Source organism: Gemmatimonadaceae bacterium (genome assembly GCA_035606695.1).
Lineage (GTDB): Bacteria > Gemmatimonadota > Gemmatimonadetes > Gemmatimonadales > Gemmatimonadaceae > JAQBQB01.
Genome location: DATNEW010000016.1, coordinates 52,941 through 75,055 on the forward strand (window position 1 = coordinate 52,941; position 22,115 = coordinate 75,055).

A 22,115-nucleotide genomic window follows, 5' to 3' on the forward strand; every position below is an offset into this window, starting at 1 on the left:
GGGGCGCGATCGGCCGCACCCAAGCTTCACCAAAGGTGGCCGCAGATGCTACGAGCGCGGAAGACGCCCCGTTGGATTTCGCCGCCACCCGGCCGATGACTTTCTCGTCTGACCGTGCGTATTTTAGCGGAGATGAACTCCACCGAACCGATCGAAGTCTTTCAGGCCGCCGTCGACGCGCTCAACCGCGAGAACTGGCATCGGCTGTCCACGCTGTGCGATCCGGACAGTCTGATCGAGTTCAAGCGCGATCTGCTCGCGTCGATCGTGCCGCCCAAGAACGCGCGCCTGACCGCGACCGAGCTCATGAAAGCGGTCCCAAACATGCCGCGCGCGGTCGCCGAATTTCAGGTGTCGCGCTTTCGCGAGTCGCTCGACCCGACGCGCCGGTTGCGCGACGCGGTGCCCGGGGCGACGTCGCGCCAGGAAGTGGAGATGCTCAAGCCGGCCGAGGTCTTCGCGCTGTGGCTCGAGGGCCGCTCGGTGCGGCGCCAGCTCGACCGCCACGTCGAGCGGCGCCAGATGTCGCGCGCGACGGCGAACGAGATCATCGCCGACGGCATGCGTCGGTTTGATTTCGTCACGCTCGGCTTCGTGGCCGATGGAGAGGGCGCGGGACATATCGTCTATCGACACAAGCAAGCGGGCTCACGGCCTCTCACGACCATGGCTCGGCGCCAATCGAATGGCGACTGGCTGCTCGTGGCCGATCAGCATTTTCTAACGCTCGATCAGGCGTTGCTGTTGCCCGAGGAGGACGAGGATGATCTCAACGACTTGGGGCCCGCGCTGAGTTAGACTTCGCGACGAGTGACGTATCGATCTCGATGTGCATGTCGCGCTCGTAGAACGCGAGAGGGATTCGTCCCTTCGTGAAGCGAAGCAAGTCCGCGTTCTTCGCGCCGAAGTCGTTCACGATCCAGGTCGAATCCGCGAAGAGATGGGGCGAATTCGCGACCACGTTCAAATGCGGCCCAAGACGCGGCGCGTAGTGAACGAAGATGACCCTGGAGCGGAACGGCACCTGATCCAGGAGCTCGTGAAAGGCGACGTCCCAGACCGCATCCCGCCGATGGTTCGCGTGCGACCTGACTGACTCGTATCCAACGAGCAGCAATAGTGCGGCGACAGCCGCGGCGGGAGCAGACGCAATCCGTGAGCGCGGGCCATCGGAGAATCGTTTCTCGATGCGTTCAAGCGCGAGTGCGACCCCCAGCGCCGTGACGACCGAGAGTGTCGGAATACCCTCGAGGTAATAAATCGTCCAATGGGCCCAGTGCCCGTAGCTCAGATAGCCGACGAAGAGCGCCGTCGAACACGCGAACGCAAACCAGAGCGATGCGTTCATGGCGAACAGGCCAAGGATGGCGAACGGAACGAGCACCAGTCGCGGGCCGCTCCACTCGTCATGGCCAATGACCTTCAGCCGCTCCCAGGCGATCGCCGGAAGGTTCGTCAGCGTATGTCGCTTATGTTCATTCTGAAATCCGACATATGTGAAACGATCGACCGGAAGCAGCGGGAGCGCGGGTGGTGTCGTGTCCAGGCCGAATCCGGGTTTGTCGTAGGGTAGATAGTCGCGCGTGTAGAGCGTTTGCGGCGTCAGCCTCCAGTTCCCCGTCGTCCGCGCGCTCCACACGGGGAGTATTCCGAGGAAGCAGCACCCGACGAAGATCGCGAGCGCGAAATCGCGCCAGCGATGCGTGCGAATGACGTCTCGCACGACGACGATTCCAACGGGCACCGCGAACGCCAGCATCGTCAGTGGACGCGTGATCGCGCCCCAGCCGATCGCGGCGGCAAGGACGAGGAGCCAGCGTGTGCGCCGATGCGCGCGCCACTCGAGGAGGGCCCAGAGCGCGATCATCCACATCATGCTCGACGTGACTTCAGAGAAATACCCCGGCCGATGTTCGAGCTCGATCGGGTCGCTCAGCCAGATGATGCAGGTCAACGCGGCGACGAACGGGTTGGTCACTCGACACACGAGCAGGAACAGGAGCGCTCCGGTCAAGGCCGTGAGCAGCAGGGGCATGAGCGCGGGTGCGCCGACGAGTGAGCCCACGCTCATCAACAGCGCGTGGCCGGGCGGATACTTTGACGCCACGGCAGGGACGGTGAGCACTTGTCCCTGCTGAAAGAATTCAGGGAGCGGCGGCGATGGTGCCGTCCAGTGGCCGCTCGCGAAAATTCGTGACTGCAGGACGTATGAGACTTCGTCTTCGACGACGGCCGGCGGGTGGATCGAGCCCCAGCTGAACCACATGATCAGCAACGAGGCGATGCCAACGAGAAGCGGGCGCGCGTGGGTCGATGACAAACGTGAATGCATCACACACTCGTAGCCGGATAGGCGAAGGAAAGGCGGGCGGCGTCACGGCGATCAATGCATCGAAGGAAGATCATAGCAGCCGGGGCGCTGATGGCGTAGATGTGTGTCGATTTCCCACACATTGCGTTTGTTATAGTTTTTTTATCAAACGCTCTTGCGGGAAGCGGTACCTGATCTAAATTGGCCGCTCATCGGCGACCGCGCTTTTCGGCTGCGGTCGCGTGGGCGATGCTGCTCACGCCGTCCTTCCTATCCGGTGTGACTTCGATCACGCCTGCTCCGCCCACAATCCGCTTACATCCCTGACGTGCGCTTCATTTTCTCGCGCGCTGGCCGGAGGCGCATCCGTCGCTCTGGCTCAGTGCCCACATCGACCACGCCCGAAAGCGTCGGCTCGTCGTCGCGAAATGGCGGACAGGCCGACAGTATCCGCCTTTTGCCTCGCATGCGGCGCCGCCGCGTGTTGTTGTTGGCAGTCGCATCGGTGGCCTTTGTGGCTTGCCGTGACTACTTGATGGCGCCGCCGGCGCATCAGGATCCGCTCACACTCCGGCCGGGCCAACATGCAAGCGCAACGGTGTATCCGAACGAGTCGCCGGCATCAGCGACGGTTCCGTTAGTGATCGATGGGCTGAGCGGCGGAGGGACGACTGATCCGAGCTTCGTGGCGCCGTGGTACCGGCACGCGACCGTGGTCAAGGCAACTGTCTCCGGCCTCGTCGTGCGCACGCCGAACTTCGCGGGCTTGGGCAGTGCGACGAGCTACGGTCCGATCGGGAACACGGCCGTCACGTGGCACGATGGCAATAACGTCTTTTCGGTCGCCAGCTTCACCTCGACCGATGCCATGTATTTGCTTTTGACCGCCAACTCGCACCTTGATGGCGGTGCGAGTAATTCCTACGGTGTCGAGAACGAGCAGAATTACTTGCCGCCCGGCCAGACCGATCGCATCACGTGCGGACCGCAGTATCAAGCATCACCGTGCGCGACCTTTTCGGGTTCCTATTCGTTCATGCTGACGCGGCTGGAGTCGTCGCTGAGCCTGGTCGCCGATTCAACGAACGTGGGTCCGGGTTCGACCGTACATTTCTACGCAGAAGCGAGTCCCTCGGTCGTTGAGGGGCAATCGATGCCCGTCGAAGTCGACTCGTCGACGTGGATTCCGGATCCGGCGTCTCAGGGTGGCGAGCCGTCGGACACCACGAGCCCGTGCTTTTTCGGTCTTCGGGGCAACGCCTGCACGCGCGTGATCATCGGCTCGGGGACCTTGAGTGTCGTTGCATATGTGAACGGTAAACGGCAAACGGGCAGTGTTCACGTGACGACGCCAACCCTGACGCTCACCGCGGCGCCGGCGTACATCCACCGCAATGCCAACGTGACGTTTACGCCGACGTGGAGCGACGGTCACGCCACCGTACCGGATATGTGGTCCTGGGCCTGGACGGCAGATGTGCCGCCCGGTCACACGAGTTGCAACTTCTGGGAAGATCCGTGTACGAAGGCGGTGCAGGAGACCGGCACGATGAAGGTGCAGGTCAAGCGGAATGGGGTGTTTCGGTATGCGACCGCGCGAGCGGTGGCTTATAGCAGCTTCACGCTCGTTGTCGACAAGCCGAACGTTGCGCTCGGTGATTCGGTGACCTTCTCGCCGACCTACGACGGTACACTTGGCTCCGCCGCAAGATGGCGATGGGTCCCTGGCGACACAGCGACGAACGATGTCGGCTGCGCCGATGGGACTGGTCCGTGTAGGAAGCAGATGATTGTCAGCGGTCGAATGTGGGCATACTCCTCGGCAGGCAATGGATCTGGTGACTCGGCGTACGCTGACGTTGCCGTGGTCTTGCCAACGCTCTCAGTCACAGTCGACAAAAGCGAGGTGGGCGAGGGAGTGGCAGCGACGTTTACTGGCACACTCTCTCCGTCGCCAGCAATTGCTCCGTCGGCTGAGTGGACTTGGCTATCCGACCAACAGATTGTTGCGAATCGGCGCCCGACAGTTGGTTCGGGTGTCGGAACGAGGTCGATTCACGCGCCCGCCCCTCGATCTCTCAAGGATCAAGCGCCGCACGATACGCTTCTTGAGGCAGCCAACGACAGCGCATTCACCGGCGCGCCAGCTGAAATGGATCAAACTACCGCCTGTACGCTGAACTCGTTGACGTGTAGCGCGTCAATCCATGGTTCAGGACAAATGCGGCTGGATGTTCATATTCTCGGACGCCTACTGACGGGCTCCGCCTCCGTCGGAGTTCGGTATTACTGTCCAGAGGTAATCCCGGATGTCGATGGGGTCGGTGTTCACGATCCAATCATCATCGAGCGTTCTACAGAGACTTGGATTCGGTCTGGACTTCCAAACGGTAGCGGGACCATAAGCTTCTGGGGACCGTACTCGCGCCTCCAAGTCACACGAGAAGGAGTCAAGGGCAACTTTGAGAAGGCGCGGTACCGCGTCGGTCGAGGACAGGATTGGAACGGATGGATTGTGGTGCCGATGCCCATTCCAGGCGGACCAAGGCAATTGGAGGGATCGTGGGTAGAGCTCGAGTGTAGGGCCTGGCTCCGCGACGATGGGACCACCACTGGTTCGGTTTGGCCTACGGGAAGGCACAACGCGAATCTCAAACCGCCTGCACCTTGATTGGGGGAGCGAATGTCACCAGACCACAATCGATTGGATGAAGCCTCCGTCAATGCACGAGACGGACAAGAGTCTCGAGTCGTTGATTGGGCGGAATCACCGGTCACCTACGACGACCTCGTTCGTTACTTCCGTCAGACGTACGAACCGGAAATGGCCGAGGAATTGATTGCCGGTTTGGAACCAGCTCCGCGCCCTGGCGAGACTTGGAGCACCGATATTTTGCTCGTGATCGCCAACTTCTCCCCTGAGCACACACGCCGAGTGCGCAACTACCTTCACTGGACAGAGGAGCAGATGGCCGTTGAAATAGGGAAGCTTAAGAAGTGACGGGGGGGGGCGACGTTGCGCCGAAGTTGGATTTAGAGATGAGTGGCTTTGACTGTTTGCTATCGACCTCTGGGTAACTCGCCTTGCTCAAACGCCAAAATGGAAATCGTCAAATTGGCGTTACAACCATGACCTCGGATGCGGCGCACATGCGGGATCAGAGTCATGCCATTGGCAGCAAGTGAGTATCGGCGATCGACGCAATCTTGCCGATCGGTGGAATAACGCTCGGGCCACCGGAAGTCGTCGGTCGTCCCCGATGGCCTCTGGAGTCGTTGATGCAAGTCGACTACCGCCCCCGCGGCGCATGATCCGGCCCATCGAGCTGCACGCCGACCTCACCGAACCCCCGCGCCAGATCGAGCAGCAGGCCGCGCGAATCCGACGTCACCCGACGCGCCGCCACCATGTGGTCCACAAACCACTGCCCTCGCTGCGTCGTGAGATCATCATACCTTACTCCACCGCCGCTCGAGCTCGAGTGGATGATCCGGTTGTGCCCCGCATAGATCGCCACGTGATCGATCCGATCGTGCTCCGCGAACATCACCAGATCACCCGCCGCGATCGCACGCCACTCGTTCGGTAGCGCCTCACCGACCTGCGCCTGCTCCGCCGCCGTGCGCGGTAGCCGCACGCCCTGCCGCGCGAACACGTATTGAGTAAACCCTGAACAATCGAACCCACGCGGACTCGTGCCGCCATACACATAGGGCGTGCCGATGTACTGCTCGGCGGCGTTGATGAGCCGCGCCGCGCTCGCCGACGTCGTCGTCGACGCCGGGTAGAGCACGTCGGCCGTGCTGCGCGAGGGATAACGACGCCCCGTCGATGCACTGCGACTGCGCGGCATGCCTCGCCCACTCGAGCCGCCGCCGCCGATATGAAACGACAATCCGACGCGAATCTCCGTCGTCGGACTCGGCGCCAGTTGCGCGGTCGGCAGCACGAAGCGCGACATGCGCCACCGCGATTCCCCGAAAATGTCCACCGCGCTTCCCAGCGGCACGTTGAGTCCCGCGCCATAGCTCCAGTCGCTGCGCGTCACCGTGGCGCCCAGACTATCGCGGCCCGCGATCCCGACGCCGGTGAAAACGTAGGGCGAGAGCGTATGCTCATATCCGCCGAGGTAGTGGCCGCCCAGAAAAAGGACGGCGTCGGCGTCGCCGCCCCACGGGCGCATGGCGTCAGCGGTATTAAATGAATTAGTATTATCGTTTTTTAATGCGAGATGTCCGCTGGCCCGCAGCGCCAGGCCGCCGTTGCCGGCGAGCGTCAGGGCAAGTCCAGCCAGCGGACTCGCGCCGGTGGTCGGCAGAAAGGAGACGAACGGACTGACGCTCACGTCCGACTGCTGGGCACCAACGGCGGCGGGAACCAGCGGGACGAGCGCAGCGGCCGCGACGAACAGGGATACCCCTGTCACTGCGCGAACGGTGTTGGACCGGTGCACGTGGATCTCCGGATGGAGGTTGGCGACCCCTAGTGCACGAGCACGGCCCACGCGATCAAAACTGACAACTCATTTCGAGACAACAGCTTGAATCACGAGTGACCCTGGCCACGCGTGTCGAACTGTCCCCGGCCCGGGACACACGGTGTGGCCGGAATGGAACAATTCGCTAATCTCGACCGGCTAGCCGACGATGCGAAATCCCGGTTCGCCCTTGAGCGCACGGTCGAACGTCGCGACCTCTTTCGCTCCGGCCGACCGCGCCTGTTCGCGAATGAGATAGTCCGCAAAGTCGCCCTTGCCGTTCCGGTAATCGTCGAGTGTGCGCTCGATGACCGCGGTATCGGCGACGACGATCAGCTCCGTCGCCAGCAATTGATCCAGCGCGTCGGCGATTTCGCGGCGTGGAAGCGACAGCCGGCTGCGCAGCACCCACACCAGCTCGCACAGCACGACGTCGGCGACGAACAGCGCCGTTTGCTCGCGGCGCGCTCGCACCGCCAAACGCTCGGCCGCACGCGCCTGCGCCTCATCGTCACCGACGATGAGGCGCACGAGCACGTTCGTATCGAGCGCGATCACGAGGCCATCACGTTGAGATCACGGCGAGATCACGGCGAGCGATCGTCGCCGCTGGCCGGGTTCATCTCCTCGACGCTCAGCACCCGGCGACGCGCGCTGCGCCCGTGCAACAACCCGAACAACCGCTCCACCGGTTGATTGCGCGCCTTGAGGACAACAGATCCGTCACCCAGCACCTCGAAGTAGACCCGGTCGCCTACTTCGAGGTGGAGCGCCTCGCGCACGACCTTGGGGATCGTGATCTGCCCCTTGGACGTGATGGTCGATTCGCTCATCCTTACCTCCGCCTAAATTCCTTACCAATGGTAATGCACCCGGCGCCACGGAGCAAGGCCGCGCCGGCGTACACGCTCATTTCCCGCCCGCCGGCACGGTCAGCGTGATGCCCGCTTTCGCGAGCGACTGACTCACCGCCGCGCCCTTCGCCAACACCGCGTTCGCGTCGGCGATCGCCTTCGGCAGCTCCACCTTCACTTCATTGTACTGGCGCACCATCGACGCACTCGGCGACTCCCACACGCCGATCAGCGACGTGCGCAGCGCCGACGTGCGCGCGAGCACGTTCTCGGGGTCGGGTGCCGCGCCGCGTCCACCGCCGCCGCCACGTCCAGCCGCCGGCGCCGGCAGCGGAACGCCGAACTTCTTTCGCACCGCGTCGAAGCTCTTGTTGAACGCATCGAATTGCGACTTGACGTTCGCCGGCAGATCCGACTTGTCGGCGACCTGCTTCGCCACGCTCGCCATCTGTGGATACAGCGCGTTCAACGCCGTCGTCACCGCCACCGCGCGCCGCTGCAACGACGTGAGATCGTTCGCCATCGCGTTGTAGCTCGCGTACTCCGCCGGCGCCAAGTGCACGTCCGGATCGCCGACGACCTTTAGTGATTTCGAATCGAGCACCGTGCCGCCGCTCGTGAGCGCGACGGTGTACGTGCCCGGCATGGCGTACGGCGCCGGACCGCCAAGTCCACCGCCGCCACCGAATCCGCCGCCGCCACGACCGCCGGCGGCCGGCGCGCCTTCCACCGCGCACGGATTCATCCCGCCGATCGGCGTCGGCACCGGCTGCGATACGCCAGGCACGATCGACCCCGGCGGCGTGTTGCCACGTCCACCACCGCCGCCACCACGTCCGCCGCGGCCGCCGGCCTCCGCCGCGGAATCCGTGGCCGCGGTGATCGGCTCGCCGCGCATGTCCCAGCAGACCGTCTGAATGCCCGGCTGGTTTTTCGCCGACGGCACCTTGATCTCGCGCACCACTTTTCCCGCCGGGTCACTCACGCGAAGCGCGAGCCCATTCACCGGCTTCTTGAGGAAATACTCAACCACCGCCTCGTTCGGCGGATTCTCCCCGACGAAGTACGCGTGCCCCCAGAACTCGTCGTTGCGATCGTCCTTCGTCTTCCACTCCAGCGCGTTGCCCGGCGTGAAGAGCTTCGCATCGCCGGCCGCGGTCTCCGCTGCCGAATATTCCTGAATCGGCTCGAGGTGATCGAGAATCCAGATCGCGCGTCCGTGCGTCGCCACCAGCATCGCGTTGTCGCGCGGATGCAGCGTGATCTCGTCCACGCGCACGTTCGGGAAGTTCGCCTTGATCCGCCCCCACGACTTGCCGCGGTCGAGCGAGACGAAGATTCCTGTCTCCGACCCGATGTACAGCACGTCGCGATTCTTCTGATCCTCGGTGAGCGTGCGCACGTTGTCGCCGGAAAGATTGCCGACGATCGAATGGAACGTCTGGCCGAAATCGTTGCTCGCCCAGACGTGCGGCGCGAAGTCGTTCTGACGGTGATTCTCGACGACGACGTACACCGTCCCCGCATCGAACGCCGAGGGCACCACGCGGCTGACGAATGCGTCGCCCGGCGGGAAGTCCGGAATGTGGCTCGTGATGTTCGTCCAGTTCTTCTCGTCCTTCGTCACCCAGACGCCGCCGTCCTCGGTGCCCGCATACATCAGGTTGCGCTGCTTCGGCGACTCGGCGATCGACACGATCGTCGGCCACTGCGACATGCCGTCGTCGCGCGAGATGTGAATGTCCGAGCCCTTGAGGCCCATCGTGACGATGGTGTCGCGATTGCCCTGCTTCGTGAGATCCGGGCTGATCGCCGTCCACGAGTCGCCGCGATCGTGCGAGACGAACACGCGATTGCCGCCGACGAACAACGCCGTCGGGTCGTGCGCCGATTGCGCCACCGGCGTATCCCAGTGGAAGCGGAACGTCTCGCCCTTCGCGACCGGCGTCGTGTTCATCGGCGTCGGACGAATCGACTTCGATTCACCCGTGACCTTGTTGCGGCGAATGAGGTTGCCGTCCTGCGACTCACTGTACACGATGCGCGAGTCACGCTTGTCGGGCACCGCCTCGAAGCCGTCGCCGCCTTCGATCTGGAACCACTCATGATTGAAGATGCCTTGCACCTGACGCGATTGGCTCGGTCCACACCAGTCGTAGTTGTCCTGCATGCCGCCGCACACGCCGTACGGCGTCGCCATGTCGTAGTTGACGTGATAGAACAATCCGACGGGAAGATTCTGCTGGAAGATCCAGGTCTTCGATCCGTCGTACGACTGATACACGCCGCCGTCGCCGCCGATGAGCAGATGGTCGGAGTTGTTCGGATCGATCCAGATCGCGTGCGTGTCGTCGTGCGCGACCGTGTTCGCCGACATCTCCATCGTCTTTCCGGCGTCGGCGGTGACCGACATCTTCACGCCGCCCTGATAGACCTTGTCCGGATTGTTCGGATCGATGCGCACCTGGCTGAAATACATCGGCCGCGGATTGTTCGACGAGACTTTGTGCCATGTCGCCCCACCGTCGTCGGAGCGGTAGAGGCCCGTCTCGCCGCCCGCATCATCCGCCGCGGCCGCGGCACCGCCGCCGCCTCGCCCACCACGACCACCGCGTCCACCACGACCGCCGCCGCGACCACCCGCGGGCGGCGTTGCCGGCGGCGGACCGCCCGGTGGTGATGCGGTGCCCGCGCTGTCGGTGCCGTCGCCGCGCGTGGCACCAGCGGCCGTCACTGCGCCGCCGCCGCGACCCGCCGTCGGTCCCTCGATCGACGCGTACACGATATTTCCGTTGCGACGATACGCATCCAACCCGATGCGGCCGAGCGGTCCACTCGGCAGCCCATTGCCCGTGAGTCGTGTCCAGTGGTCGCCGCCGTCCGTCGACTTCCAGATTCCGGAGCCCGGGCCGCCGCCGTTCATGCAGCATTCCGAGCGCATGCGCTGGTACGTCGATGCGTACAGCGTTTTTGGATCCGTCGCGGACATCACGAGATCGTTCGCCCCGGTTTCGTCGTTCACGTGCAGCACGCGCGTCCACGTGGTGCCGCCGTCCGTCGTCTTGTAGATGCCGCGATCGCCGCCCGCGCCGAAGAGCGGACCCGTCGCCGCCACCAGCACGACGTTGTCGTTCGCCGGATCGATGACGATGCGATTGATGTGCTTCGAATCCTTCAGCCCCATGTTCTGGAACGTCTTGCCGCCATCGGTCGATTTGAACACGCCGTCGCCCCACGAAGTGCTCTGGCGATTGTTCGATTCGCCGGTGCCGACCCAGATCACGTCGGGATTCTGCTGTGACACGGCGACGTCGCCGATCGACATCAAGCCGTGGTCCTCGAAGATCGGCGTGAGGATCGCGCCGTTGCTGGTCGTCTTCCACACACCACCGTGCGCGGTGGCGACGTACCAGATCGCGGTGTTCTTCTCGTAGACCGCGAAGTCGGCGATGCGGCCCGACATGATCGCGGGGCCGATCGAGCGGAAATGGAGCTTGTCGAACTGGTGCGCGACCGGCGTCGCGCTCGACTGTGCGAATACGATACGCGCCGCGAACAGGAGAGCGGCGCCGAGCGGCAGGAGTTGCCGCGCGCGGGTCATCATTGAGCCTCCGAGCGCTCGAGGTAATAAGGCGGGGTGATCTTACCTCGCGGAGGCCGGGTTGTCACGGTGATCGGGGCGTTGACGGCGCAGAAGAGCGAGTGGAAACGGCGAATGGAAACGGCGAGTGGAAGAATCGCCTGGGCGCTGTTTCCACTCGCTCGTTCCATTCGCCCCTTCCACTCGCGGTTTCCATTCGGTTTTTCCGTTCGCCGTCCCGCAAATGCCCGCAGATGCTCGTTGCATGATTACGCCACGTCAGTCTATATAGAGCGACTCCGGCCGACGGCGGCCGCCAGAGCCCCACCTTTCTCTGCCGTACCCGCCGGTGTCCGACGAAACCGCCAAGCTCGACGCCAATAGCGCGTCCTACGGACCACCGCGCATCCCCGCGCCGCTCGTAGCGGCGTTCCAGGAGCGATACGAGATCCTGCGCGAGACTGGCCGCGGCGCATCGGCCATCGTCTATCTCGCGCGCGATCTCAAGCACGATCGCCTCGTTGCGATCAAGACGCTGAATCCCGACGTCGGCTCGGTGGCCGGCGAACGCTTCCTGCGCGAAATCCAGGTCTCCGCCGGGATGCAGCATCCGCACATTCTGCCGACGTACGACTCCGGCGTCGCCGACGGCCGCCTGTTCTTCGTCATGCCGTTCGTCGACGGCGGTTCGCTGCGCCAGCGACTCGACGCCGAGCCCCAGATGCCGATCGTCGAAGCGCTGCAGTGCGCGCACGACATCGCGCTCGCGCTCTCGTTCGCGCACGACCAGGGCGTGATCCACCGCGACGTCAAGCCCGAGAACATCATGTTCTACCACGGGCACGCGTGTCTCGCGGATTTCGGTGTCGCGCGCGTGATGCAGGAGCTCGACATGCGCGTCACCGGCCACGGAATGATCGTTGGCACGCCGGCGTACATGAGCCCCGAGCAGCTCACCGACAACGGATACGACGGGCGCAGCGACGTCTACTCGCTCGCCTGCGTGCTTTACGAGATGATCGCGGGCGAGCACGCCTTCTCGGCCACGACGCCGCGCGAGCTGCTGCACAAGCGGCTGCGCACGCCGCCCGAGCCGATTCACAAGCATCGCGCCGACGTGCCGCCGTTCGTCGACGACCTGTTGCTGCGCGCGCTCGCCGCATCGCCGCATGCACGCTTTCCAGACGCCGGCGCCTTCGCCGAAGCGATCGAGTTCGTCATTCGCGATCTCACGGCGCCGCCCAAGCGAACCTCCGCGCCGAAGCGCGCGCTCGAGAGCGTGCCGAAGCATCCGCTCGCGTGGGCGGGATCGGCGGTGGCGCTCATCGCGCTGGTCGCCCTCGCGGCGATGGCCGCAACGCCGCTCGGCGATGCCGTGCGCGGCCGCTCGAACGGCGCGGGATCACCGGGCAACAGCCGCACGGCGCACGAGGCGCTTCGCCTGGCCCAGTCGCTCGAGCTCGAGCGGCGCGTGGACGGCGACGCATTCCGTCTCGCGACGGCGCGCCTCGCGGCGAATCGAACGCAGCTGCACGGCCGCGACTCGCTCTTCGCCGACGCGTTGATCGCGCTCGGCAACTCCGCATACCCGCGTGCGTGCGCGAGCTTCGATCGCATGCGCGCGTCCGATTCGCTCGATGCCATGGCGTGGTACGGCATTGGCGACTGTCTCGCGCTCGATTCGGTCGTCGTCGCCGATGCGTCGAGTCCGTCGCGTTATCGCTTCCGCACGAGTTGGGACGGCGCCGCGCGCGCGTACATGCGCGCCGCGACCATCGATCCGTCGATGCATCGTTCGCTGCCTTTCGGCACGATTTCGAATCTTCTCGTCACGTCCGCCATTCAGGTTCGCGCTGGACGCTCGGAGGCGAGTCCCGCGCTGGCGTACGCGGCGCATCCGTCGCTGAGCGGCGACAGTGTGGTGTTCATTCCATACACCATCGCCGACTTCGGAGCCGCCAGGCCCGGGGTGTTGGCGCCGACCTTCAGCGATGCACTGCAACGAAATCGCGAAACCTTGCTGGCGTTCGCGAGACAGTGGTCTACGGCGGTGCCGAACAACGCAGACGCGTACGAGGCACTCGCGACGGCGTATGAAGCACGCGGCGAGATCGCGGTCACGGGAGACGGCGCGGAGGCGGCGCTCGCGCGTGCCCGCACGCTCGCGGCGAGCGACCGACAGAAGTTGCGACTCGCCGCGGTGAGCGTGCGGCTGCGTCTCAAACGCGAGGACATCGAGGGCGCGCAGTCACTCGCCGATTCCGTGTTACGCGCGACGGCGGGCCACGTCGTGGACGCGGACGATGCCGATCGGCTGGCTGGACTGGCGGCGCTGGTCGGCCAGCTCAATCGCGCCGCGCAGCTCAACACCATCGCGACGTCGGAATACGATGCGTCGCGCGGGATCGCGCCGCCGCTCAACGCCGCGGGGAGTCGTCTGCTGCTGCGCGCCGCCGCCGGTGTGTGCGACGACTCGCTGACCACGCTGCGCGGCGATGTCGATCGATTGCTCGACAGCTACGCGCAGCCGTCGAAGCGCGCGGAGATTCTGCACGAGGTGACGTGGCGTTCCGCATCGCTCTCGGTTCCGTGCCCGGGTGCCGTCGGCGCGCGCGCGGTCGCCGATCTCACCGAGCGAACCGCCCTCGAGCGCGCGCAGCGGGCGGCGGGCAGCGGCGACGCGCGTCGCGCGCGGCTGCTGCTCGACACGGCAGCGATCGTGCGCAGCGTTGCGCTTCCCGGTGACATTTCGCTCGATCAAACCGTCCAGCAAGCGGCGTTGCGCTCGAGGCTCAGCGACACCGGTGCGGCGGTCGCGGAGCTCGACCGCGTGTTGAACGCCTTGCCGACGCTCGGGCCCTGGTCGGTGCGAGAGCCGGCGCAGGCGGCGGCGGTCGGCCGCGCGTTGGCGTTTCGTGCCGAGCTGGCGGCCAGGCGCGGTGACCCGGCGGAGGCGCGCCGGCGTGCGCGCGAAGTGCTGGTGCTCTGGCAGCATGCGGACGGCGCGCTCGCGCCGACGCTTGCCCGGATGCGCGGTTTGGCGTCGCAGTGAGCAGTCGCTGGTCCGCAGGTCCTTCCCCTCGTTAAAGTTTCGTAACAACATCACAATCGAAAGGAGTTCACGTGACGCGACCTTCAGCAACGCGCGCCGGAGCGCGTCGCGCGGCGCTTGCGCTGGCGGGTACCGCGCTTGCCGCAATTGCCGCATGCGGTGGTTCGGACCGACAAAAGAGTGACAGCGGCAAAGCGCCGGTGGCGGCGCTCGCAAACGCGAATGCGAGTGCGAACGCCGCGCCGGCCGCACTGCCCGGCGCCCTGTCGAAGCCCATCGACCAGATGAGCGGCGACGAGCTGTATGGCTTCGTGCATCGCCTCAACTTCGTCGGCGGCAACGAGCGCCAGCGGCGTTGCCGTGGACGGGCCGAGTGCCGCGGGCGTCCGTCGCGGTTCACGAGTCTGCGCGTGGACGCGGTCGACGCGCAGGATTCGTTGAGCGCCGCCGCGACGCCGGCCTACGGCGTCGTCGCCGCGCGGACGTTGAATCACGGGCAGGATGTGGACACGATGTACAACACCCGTCCCGGCGCCTATGAGTATTATCTCATCGTGCTGCCGGGCACCGGCGGCTCGGCGACATGGCGGCTCGAGGAGCTGACGACGACGAATGGGGCACGCGCGCACCGCAGCGTGGCGACGGGCCGGTTCAAGGAGTGCGGGCACAAGTTCGTGCGCGGCGCGCGCGCCGATTTCAAGTCGTGCACGGAGGCGGCGGCAGCCGTCCAGCCGGCCGCCTTCTCGCGCACGGCGCCGATGCAGACGGACGGTGAATCGCCGATCTGGATTTCGTGCGCGCTTGGATGTTGTACGGCGGATCCGCCGGATACGATCGGTTGATGCGACTTCAAGTGCGCTTCAACGCGTCGATTGCCGGGATGATCGTGCTCGCGGTGGGTGCAATGGCCTGCCGTCGGGACGCTGATGCAGTGAAGACGAACGCGCCGACGGATACCGCGGTCGTGTCGCCGTCCGGCGTTGGGGCCACGGCGAGTCATGTCGGCCTGCGCTACGATTCACTGCCCGCGGGGTTCACGTACAAGGGTGGTTCGCTCATTCCGCCCTCGCCGAACGGTCCAGCGGGCGAGTACGGCTTTTCGCACGTGGTGACTCCGCGCGGCGAGATGATCTGGCTCGACACGATCGGCGCGGCGTCGGGCCGCGCGGCGCCGTCGCGGATCGTACGCGCCGAGCTGTCGATTCCGCCGCTGGCAGCGGATGAGCGCGTGTTCATGGCGTCGTGTGACGCGGGCGGAACGCTCGATCCGCTGATCGTCGCGATCGTGGTGAATGAGCCGAACGTGTCGCGGTTCAGCAAGGTGAGACAGGCGTGGCGCGCTGATGTGCGTGCGGGGCGGTTCGAGGTCATCCCGGTCAACGGCGTGGTGTGCGAGGATCCGGGCTCCTAGGTCCGCGCAGAGCGGGTTGCCCGAGGAGTTCCCAAAAAAGACATTCCCACGGACTGGCACGGCGACGACCACGGATAGGCGCGGAGACGGCGGTGCCAGTCAACGTCAGTCAACGGCGGTTAACGCCGTCTCCGTGCCTGTCCGTTGTCGTCGCGGTTCACAGTCCGTGCTGGTTTCTTTCTTCGCGGCGATCTGGAGTCATCCCCCTTGACAGTTCTCTTATTTCGTCGTATTATCTGCGCCCCTCGCAAATCGTCGCGAGGGAATTTCCTCAGACCGTGACTCCATGATGACCACCGACACCCTCTCTCTCGAACGCACGCGACAGCCGGAGATGTTTCCGCTCGTCGCGCGGACGAACGCGGCCGTCGGTCGAGATTCGTGGCTGACGCGCCCACATGATGCAGACTCGCTCGGAGGTTCGACGCCGTAAGGCTCGCTCCGTTGCCCGTTGGACTCTCCAACGCCCCGTCTGCGCCACGTGCCGGACGGGGCGTTTCGTATGTGCACTCGCTGGATCGAACCACTGAACAGAACATGGTGCGGCGCGTATGGGCTTTTGCCGCGCGCCGCCGGGACGCGTAGCTCAAGACTGTAGCAACTCTCGAGAGCGCGACGCCGCCGCACGATCATCCCATGGGCCGAAAGCCGGGACCGTGCGGGCACACGGCGTCGAGGTGCGGGTGCAAATCCCGCCGCCCCGGTATCCTTTCTCTGCATGACACTGAACTACGCGCTCGATCTCGTCGGCGTCGCGGTGTTCGCGATCTCAGGCGCGCTCGCCGCCGGCCGCAAACGTCTCGACGTCCTCGGCGTCGTGGTGCTGGGGCTGGTCACGGCGGTCGGCGGCGGGACGATTCGCGACGTACTGCTGGCGCGACATCCGATTTTCTGGCTCGCCGATCCGGCGTACGTGATCGTGATCGTCGCGGCGGCGCTGTTCACGATTGCCTACGTGCGCTGGCGGCCGCCGCCGGCAGGCACGCTGCTTTACGCCGACGCCATCGGACTCGCGATGTTCAGTCTCACCGGCGCACAGATCGCTGAACGCGCGGGATTGCCGGCGGTTGCGTGCGTTGTGCTCGGGACGATCACGGGCTCGGCAGGCGGAGCCGTACGCGACGTGCTCAGCGCCGAGATTCCGCTCGTGCTCAAGCGAGGAAATCTGTACGCCAGCGCCGCGATCCTCGGCACGTCGCTCTACTTTGTACTGCTCGCGCTCGGTGCGGGGCGCGGCGTCGCGACGTGGGGCGGGATGATCGTCGTCGCCGCGGTGAGACTAGCCTCGATCGCCTTTGGGCTCCAGCTTCCAGTATTCGCATTGGAGGGCGACGGCGTTCCGATCGTCTCGGATAGTTCCGCGAGACGGGATCGAACGTCCCGGCCCGGGAGTTCGTAAGCCAATGCGAACGATGCAAACGATGCAGTCGATGGAGACGTCGCAGCGGACACACGAATCACCCTCAGCCCAAACTTCCGGTATGACGAACAGCAAACTCGCTCGCTCGGTGGTGGTGGCCCTCGGACTCGCGGCGCTCGGCGCCTGTCACTCGGGAAGCAGCAGCTCAGCTCCCGCACCGGCCGGAGCGCCGAACACCCCGGCGAATCCGTCCAACTCGGCCGCGCGGCGCGGACTGCCGAATGGCGTCACGGCGTTGATGGTCGCCGAGGGCGACTCGCTTTTCCATGTGCGTAATTGCAAGAACTGTCATGGGGCCGACGCGCACGGCGCCGCGAACGGCCCGAACCTGACGACCGGCAACTTCATGCACTCGGACGGCAGCTACAACGGCATTCTCGGAACGATCACGAGCGGCGTGCCCGTGGCGGAGATCAAGGATCCGGCGCATCGGATCGCGATGCCGGCGCGCGGCGGCACGCGGCCGACGCCGCTCACCGACGATCAACTGCGCGCGCTTGCCGCGTACGTGTATTCGCTGAACCACCAGTAGCATGTCCAGTAGCATGTAGCGAATGGTGCGCTCCCTCGCGGTTGCGCTGTTGGCCGGAGGCGTGATGTCGCTCGACGCGCAGGTGTCGACGCAATGGCCGCAGCATTCGATGGACCGGCCGCAACCGCGCGTGGTGGATCCGGGGCCCTGCCGGCCTTCGGGTCCGCCACCGTCGGACGCCGTGGTGCTGTTCGACGGCAAATCGCTCGCCGGCTGGACGTCGGCCGACAGCGCGAGCAAGCCTGCGCGATGGACGCTCGTTGACGGCGCGATGGAAGTCGCGCCGAACGCCACGCGGGCGCGATCTACGGCCAGTATCCGCCGCTCGTGAACGCGATGCGTCCGCCCGGCGAATGGCAGACGTACGACATCGTCTTTCATCGCCCGCACGTCGACGCGGCGGGCAAGGTCACGTCGCCCGCGCGCATCACGTTGATTCACAACGGCGTGTTGGTTCAGGACGACGCGGTACTGAGCGGACCGACGGCGAACATGAAGCGGCCGCCGTACGAGAAGCATCCGGACGCGCTACCGCTGATGCTCCAGAATCACGGCGATCCGGTCCGATTCAGGAATATTTGGGTAAGAATGCTCGAGTAGCGCTGTCACCCTGGGCGGCTACGCCGCGCAGTACTTGTTGAACGCATTGACGAGATCGTGCGCGATTTCGTCCGCCGCGCGGCTTTCGATCTGCCAGCGCTCGAGCATGAACACCAGCTCGCCGTCCTTGAGCAATCCGATCTGCGGAGACGACGGCGGATAGCCCGTAAAGTACGAGCGCGCCCGCGCGGTCGCGTCGGCGTCCTGGCCCGCGAAGACCGTCGTCGCGCGATCGGGCTTGATGGGGTTCTGGAGCGCGATCGCCACCGCGGGCCGCGCCATGCGCGCCGAGCAGCCACAGACCGAGTTCACGATGACGAGCGTCGTGCCGGGCGAGTCCTTGAGCGCCGCGTCGACTTCGTCGGCGGTCCGCAGCTCGTCGACACCCAGTCGCGTGAGCTCCTGCCGCATCGGGGACACGAGCCGCTCGTCGTACATCTGCTGAGGGAGACGCATAATACCGGAATGCTAATGAGTGAATGATACTTAAATGCTACTCATCACGGACGAGCGCGAGAATGGCGGCTTGCGGCACGACCAGATAGCGGTCGCCCTCGAACGTGATCTCCACCGCGGCCTTGCGGAAAAAGAGCGCATAGTCGCTGGTGCGCGCCTGCATGGGCACGTAGCGCGTCGTGCGTTCCGGCGCGAGCCACGGCTCCTCGGAGAGCGAATCGGGGCTCGGCATCGGTTGGCCGGGGCCCGTCGCCATGATGGTGCCGCCCTGCACCGCCTGGTTGTCGACCGCGGTCGGCGGCAGATAGAGGCCGACGTTCGTCCGCTCCTCGCCTTCCTCGACCCGCACCAGGACGCGGTCCCCGACGACGATCAGTTCCTTGTCACGCTTGATCATGCCTCAACTCCGTTCATGCCAGTGCTCCAAGCATACCACAACCATTGAAAAGATATCAGCTGACAGAAGGGGCCGGCACGCCGGGCGGCCGCGAAAAACGAAAGACCGGATAGCTCACCACTACGACGATCAGCGCGAACACACTGTTTCGCGCATCAGCGACCACGGCGCTCGCGAGAAACGCCAACGAACCGAGCAACACGACGCCCGTGCTCCATGGATGCCCGACCGCGCGATACGGCCGCGCGGCCTCGGGCTCGCGGCGGCGCAGCACGAACACCGCGGCGAACGACAAGGTGTAATCCGCCACGAAAAAGAACGCCGCCACAGCGACGATCGTCGTCACTGTCTTCGTGGCGACGAACGCGACGGACACGAGCCCCGTCAACGCCAACGAGACCATGGGTGCACCGCCGCCGTTGACACGCGTCGCCACGGCGGGACCGAGTCCGTCGCGGCTCACCGAGTACAACACGCGCGACGCCATCAGGATGCACGCACTCACCGCGCTCGGCAGCGATGCGATCACGACGACGCGCACGAACTGCTCGCCGCGCACGCCGAACAACGCGTTCGCGACCGTGCCCGCGGCGAGCGGCGAACCGGCGAGCGCGCGCGTCGGCAGCGTGACGACGAACGCCACGTTGATCAGAACGTAGATCGCCGCCACGCTCGCGAGGCTGTAGAACATGGACCGCGGGATCTGGCGCGCCGGATCGTGCAGCTCCTCGGAGAAGTAGATCGGGCCACTCCAGCCGTCGTACGTATAGATCACCGCTTGCAACGCGAGAAGGAACGCGACGAACCCGGCAGGCGACGCGGCTGCAGTGGCTGCAGTGGCTGCAGTGGCTGCAGTGGCTGCGGTCGCGACAGCCGACACGTGCGCGCGCCCGGAGAACGCGAAGCACGCGATCATCAACGCCGTCAGCGCGAGCGCCTTTACCAGTGTCGTGATCTGTTGCGCGCGATCGCCGAGCCTGGTGCTTCGCAGAAGCAGCAGCGTGAGCGCGACGACGATCGCCATCGCCACGGGCTTCGATGTGGACGCATCGAGTCCGAACAGACTCGCCACGGATTCACCGATGACCATCGCGATGATCGCGGTCGACGCGCATGTCGATATCCAGTCGATCCATCCGACGAGAAAGCCCGCATACTCACCGAATGCGTGACGCGCGAACACGTACTGCCCACCGGATCGCGGAAGCATGGTACCCAGCTCGGACAGCGCGTTCGCGCCGAGCGTGGCATAGAGCGCACCGACGAGCCAGATGCCGACGAACGCCCAGGTTTGTGGAAGCCATCCGGCGATGTCGCCCGGTGTTCGGAGGATGCCGCCGCCGATGGTGTTGCCGACGGTAACGGCGAGTCCGAACGAAAGGCCGAGGATCTTGAGAAGGCTGGTTGGGCGCGCCATCTCCTACGATGGAGCGGCGCGGAGAACAACACAAGCGAGCACGGACGAACGGCCGACGTCCACGGAACGGCACGGAGACGGCGTCAACTGCAGTCAACTGCTGTTGAATGACCTTCGTTTGAAGAACACCCTCACAATGCCTCCAAAATCGAAGCATCCCGAGGGTGTTTGAAAAAGCATTCAACGTGAAACGCCGTTACCGACCGTTCGAACGCTGTCTCCGTGCCTGTCCGCGGACGTGCGCCGTTGTCCGTGGTAAGCAGCTGTCCCGAACAAAAAAAGATTTCAGTGGGGCGCGCCGCTCTCGTTCCAACACGGCGACACCCCACTGAAACCTGTGCTTTCGGATCCTGCGTTCTGCCCCCACCCGGGCGAGACCGACACGTCTCGAAAGCAAGACCTGCATCCAACCGGACTACATCCCACAGACACGGCGCGCGCTACACACCCCTATCGCACGCGGCGAGAAAGTCAAAAAGAAAAACTCACGAGCACGTCAATCGTCCACGCGGCAACGGCAGCGTGCAGTTCTGCGTCGTACCATTCTCTGTGATCACGACCTTCGCCGTCGCCGAGCCGTCGTATGTAATGACTTCTTTGCGCGAGTTCGTCGTGGGCGACTGGCCCGCGATCGTCACGGTCGCGCTCATCGCACGCACCACTCTGCCGGCGGTTGGGTACGCGCGTGGATTCGCCGGCGTCGCGACAGGGATGACGACGCCCGTGATCGTGTCGCCCGTCGTCCGCGCCGCGGTGAACGCGCCTTGATCCGAAGTACCCGTCGTGTTTTCCGTGCCGGCCGAGGTGCCGTTGACCGTGCGCTGCGTGCTGCCCTTCGCGAGGCCCGTCACCGTTTGCGCGCTCGCTTCATTCACCACGCTCTTGTCGCCGTCGCGACGCGTCGACGTGCCGCTCACCGTGACGGACGTGCTCACGCTGTTCGTCGCCGTATCGATCTTCGGTTCCACCGTCCCATTCGTCGTCGTGAACTTCGCCACGCTGTGCACGATCAGTCCGTCGCGCGTCGTGTCGGTGCACGTGAGGCCGGTCGTCGCCGAGAACGCGCAGTTGTTCGAATTGTCACGGAAGGCGTGCAATCCGTCGCCCATGAACGCGCCATCGAGACCGCCACCCATGAACCCGAGTCCAAAGCCCGGACCCAGGCCGCGTCCAGGCGGGCCGCCACGTCCGTGATCGAAGCTCGGCATAAAGGGACCTTCGTCACCCGTCGTGCTGAAGCTGCTGCTGAGTTGAGAGAAACCCGCGGGCGTTGACGAGAATGCCGAAGCCATTGAGACCGCGAGGTCGCTCGCTGGTGCCGATGCATTGTTGTCGCTGCACGCCGCCATCACGACAGCCGCGGCGGCACAGCACGCAAGAAGAACTCGGTTCATCTGAAGTGTCCTGTTCGGGGTCCGCGCTAGTGACACACGGAGTCGCAGGGACCCTCATTCGCGTGTGTCGCGTAAAGATGGTGGGGGCCGAACAAATGACCACGGAAAAAATCGGACGCACACGGACAGGCACGGAGACGGCGTGAACCGCAGTCAACTACGGTTGAAATGATTTTTTTCAAGAACACCCTCGGGACGCATCGCGAATCGAAG

20 protein-coding genes are annotated in these 22,115 nt (G+C 65.0%); 11 read left to right on the forward strand and 9 right to left on the reverse strand.

What is annotated here, in order from left to right:
* Positions 1-114: 114 nt before the first annotated feature.
* A complete protein-coding gene (locus VN706_06495; protein HXT15260.1) occupies positions 115-798 on the forward strand; it encodes a hypothetical protein in 684 nt (227 codons plus the stop codon).
* On the opposite strand, the gene VN706_06500 is transcribed toward VN706_06495, so the two are convergent.
* Positions 770-2,332, reverse strand: coding sequence for a glycosyltransferase family 39 protein (locus VN706_06500; GenBank protein HXT15261.1), 1,563 nt, complete (start codon positions 2,330-2,332; stop codon positions 770-772). The genes VN706_06495 and VN706_06500 overlap by 29 nt on opposite strands.
* 361 nt (positions 2,333-2,693) lie before the next feature.
* On the opposite strand from VN706_06500, the gene VN706_06505 reads away from it, so the two are divergent.
* Complete coding sequence (locus tag VN706_06505) at positions 2,694-4,982, forward strand: hypothetical protein (protein ID HXT15262.1); 2,289 nt, start codon at positions 2,694-2,696, stop codon at positions 4,980-4,982.
* Between the two features lie 12 nt (positions 4,983-4,994).
* Positions 4,995-5,312, forward strand: a complete 318-nt coding sequence (locus VN706_06510) for a hypothetical protein (GenBank protein ID HXT15263.1) — start codon at positions 4,995-4,997, stop codon at positions 5,310-5,312.
* Positions 5,313-5,601: 289 nt separating this feature from the next.
* On the opposite strand, the gene VN706_06515 is transcribed toward VN706_06510, so the two are convergent.
* From VN706_06515 to VN706_06530, 4 genes are all read right to left on the reverse strand, one after another.
* Positions 5,602-6,738, reverse strand: a complete 1,137-nt coding sequence (locus VN706_06515) for a C40 family peptidase (GenBank protein ID HXT15264.1) — start codon at positions 6,736-6,738, stop codon at positions 5,602-5,604.
* 210 nt (positions 6,739-6,948) lie between these two features.
* Positions 6,949-7,347, reverse strand: a complete 399-nt coding sequence (locus tag VN706_06520) for a type II toxin-antitoxin system VapC family toxin (GenBank protein ID HXT15265.1) — start codon at positions 7,345-7,347, stop codon at positions 6,949-6,951.
* Positions 7,348-7,376: 29 nt separating this feature from the next.
* Complete coding sequence (locus VN706_06525; GenBank protein HXT15266.1) at positions 7,377-7,622, reverse strand: AbrB/MazE/SpoVT family DNA-binding domain-containing protein; 246 nt, start codon at positions 7,620-7,622, stop codon at positions 7,377-7,379.
* 76 nt (positions 7,623-7,698) lie between these two features.
* Positions 7,699-11,247 (reverse strand): hypothetical protein, encoded by a 3,549-nt coding sequence (locus VN706_06530; protein ID HXT15267.1) that lies wholly within the window; start codon positions 11,245-11,247, stop codon positions 7,699-7,701.
* Between the two features lie 325 nt (positions 11,248-11,572).
* Here VN706_06530 and VN706_06535 point away from each other — a divergent pair, with 325 nt between their 5' ends.
* The 8 genes from VN706_06535 to VN706_06570 all read left to right on the forward strand — a co-directional run bounded on the left by VN706_06535 (position 11,573) and on the right by VN706_06570 (position 18,238).
* Positions 11,573-14,275, forward strand: coding sequence for a serine/threonine-protein kinase (locus VN706_06535; protein HXT15268.1), 2,703 nt, complete (start codon positions 11,573-11,575; stop codon positions 14,273-14,275).
* 71 nt (positions 14,276-14,346) lie between these two features.
* On the forward strand, positions 14,347-15,117 hold the full coding sequence (locus VN706_06540; protein ID HXT15269.1) for a hypothetical protein: 771 nt from the start codon (positions 14,347-14,349) through the stop codon (positions 15,115-15,117).
* Positions 15,117-15,686 (forward strand): hypothetical protein, encoded by a 570-nt coding sequence (locus VN706_06545; GenBank protein HXT15270.1) that lies wholly within the window; start codon positions 15,117-15,119, stop codon positions 15,684-15,686. The genes VN706_06540 and VN706_06545 overlap by 1 nt, the downstream gene beginning before the upstream one ends.
* Before the next feature lie 286 nt (positions 15,687-15,972).
* Positions 15,973-16,119 carry a hypothetical protein gene (locus tag VN706_06550; GenBank protein ID HXT15271.1) on the forward strand — a complete coding sequence of 49 codons (147 nt, stop codon included), beginning with the start codon at positions 15,973-15,975 and terminating at the stop codon, positions 16,117-16,119.
* A gap of 285 nt (positions 16,120-16,404) precedes the next feature.
* Entirely contained in the window at positions 16,405-17,085 is a 681-nt protein-coding gene (locus tag VN706_06555; protein HXT15272.1) for a trimeric intracellular cation channel family protein, read from the forward strand.
* Between the two features lie 82 nt (positions 17,086-17,167).
* Positions 17,168-17,638, forward strand: a complete 471-nt coding sequence (locus VN706_06560) for a c-type cytochrome (protein HXT15273.1) — start codon at positions 17,168-17,170, stop codon at positions 17,636-17,638.
* Between the two features lie 22 nt (positions 17,639-17,660).
* Positions 17,661-17,969, forward strand: a complete 309-nt coding sequence (locus VN706_06565; protein HXT15274.1) for a hypothetical protein — start codon at positions 17,661-17,663, stop codon at positions 17,967-17,969.
* A gap of 5 nt (positions 17,970-17,974) precedes the next feature.
* Positions 17,975-18,238 (forward strand): DUF1080 domain-containing protein, encoded by a 264-nt coding sequence (locus tag VN706_06570; protein ID HXT15275.1) that lies wholly within the window; start codon positions 17,975-17,977, stop codon positions 18,236-18,238.
* Positions 18,239-18,256: 18 nt separating this feature from the next.
* Here VN706_06570 and VN706_06575 read toward each other — a convergent pair whose 3' ends face one another.
* The 4 genes from VN706_06575 to VN706_06590 all read right to left on the reverse strand — a co-directional run bounded on the left by VN706_06575 (position 18,257) and on the right by VN706_06590 (position 21,902).
* Positions 18,257-18,694: a BrxA/BrxB family bacilliredoxin gene (locus tag VN706_06575; protein HXT15276.1), complete on the reverse strand. Its 438-nt coding sequence runs from the start codon at positions 18,692-18,694 to the stop codon at positions 18,257-18,259.
* 37 nt (positions 18,695-18,731) lie between these two features.
* Entirely contained in the window at positions 18,732-19,091 is a 360-nt protein-coding gene (locus VN706_06580; protein ID HXT15277.1) for a co-chaperone GroES family protein, read from the reverse strand.
* A gap of 55 nt (positions 19,092-19,146) precedes the next feature.
* Positions 19,147-20,508, reverse strand: a complete 1,362-nt coding sequence (locus VN706_06585; GenBank protein HXT15278.1) for an APC family permease — start codon at positions 20,506-20,508, stop codon at positions 19,147-19,149.
* 485 nt (positions 20,509-20,993) lie between these two features.
* Positions 20,994-21,902, reverse strand: coding sequence for a hypothetical protein (locus VN706_06590; GenBank protein ID HXT15279.1), 909 nt, complete (start codon positions 21,900-21,902; stop codon positions 20,994-20,996).
* Positions 21,903-22,115: the final 213 nt, after the last annotated feature.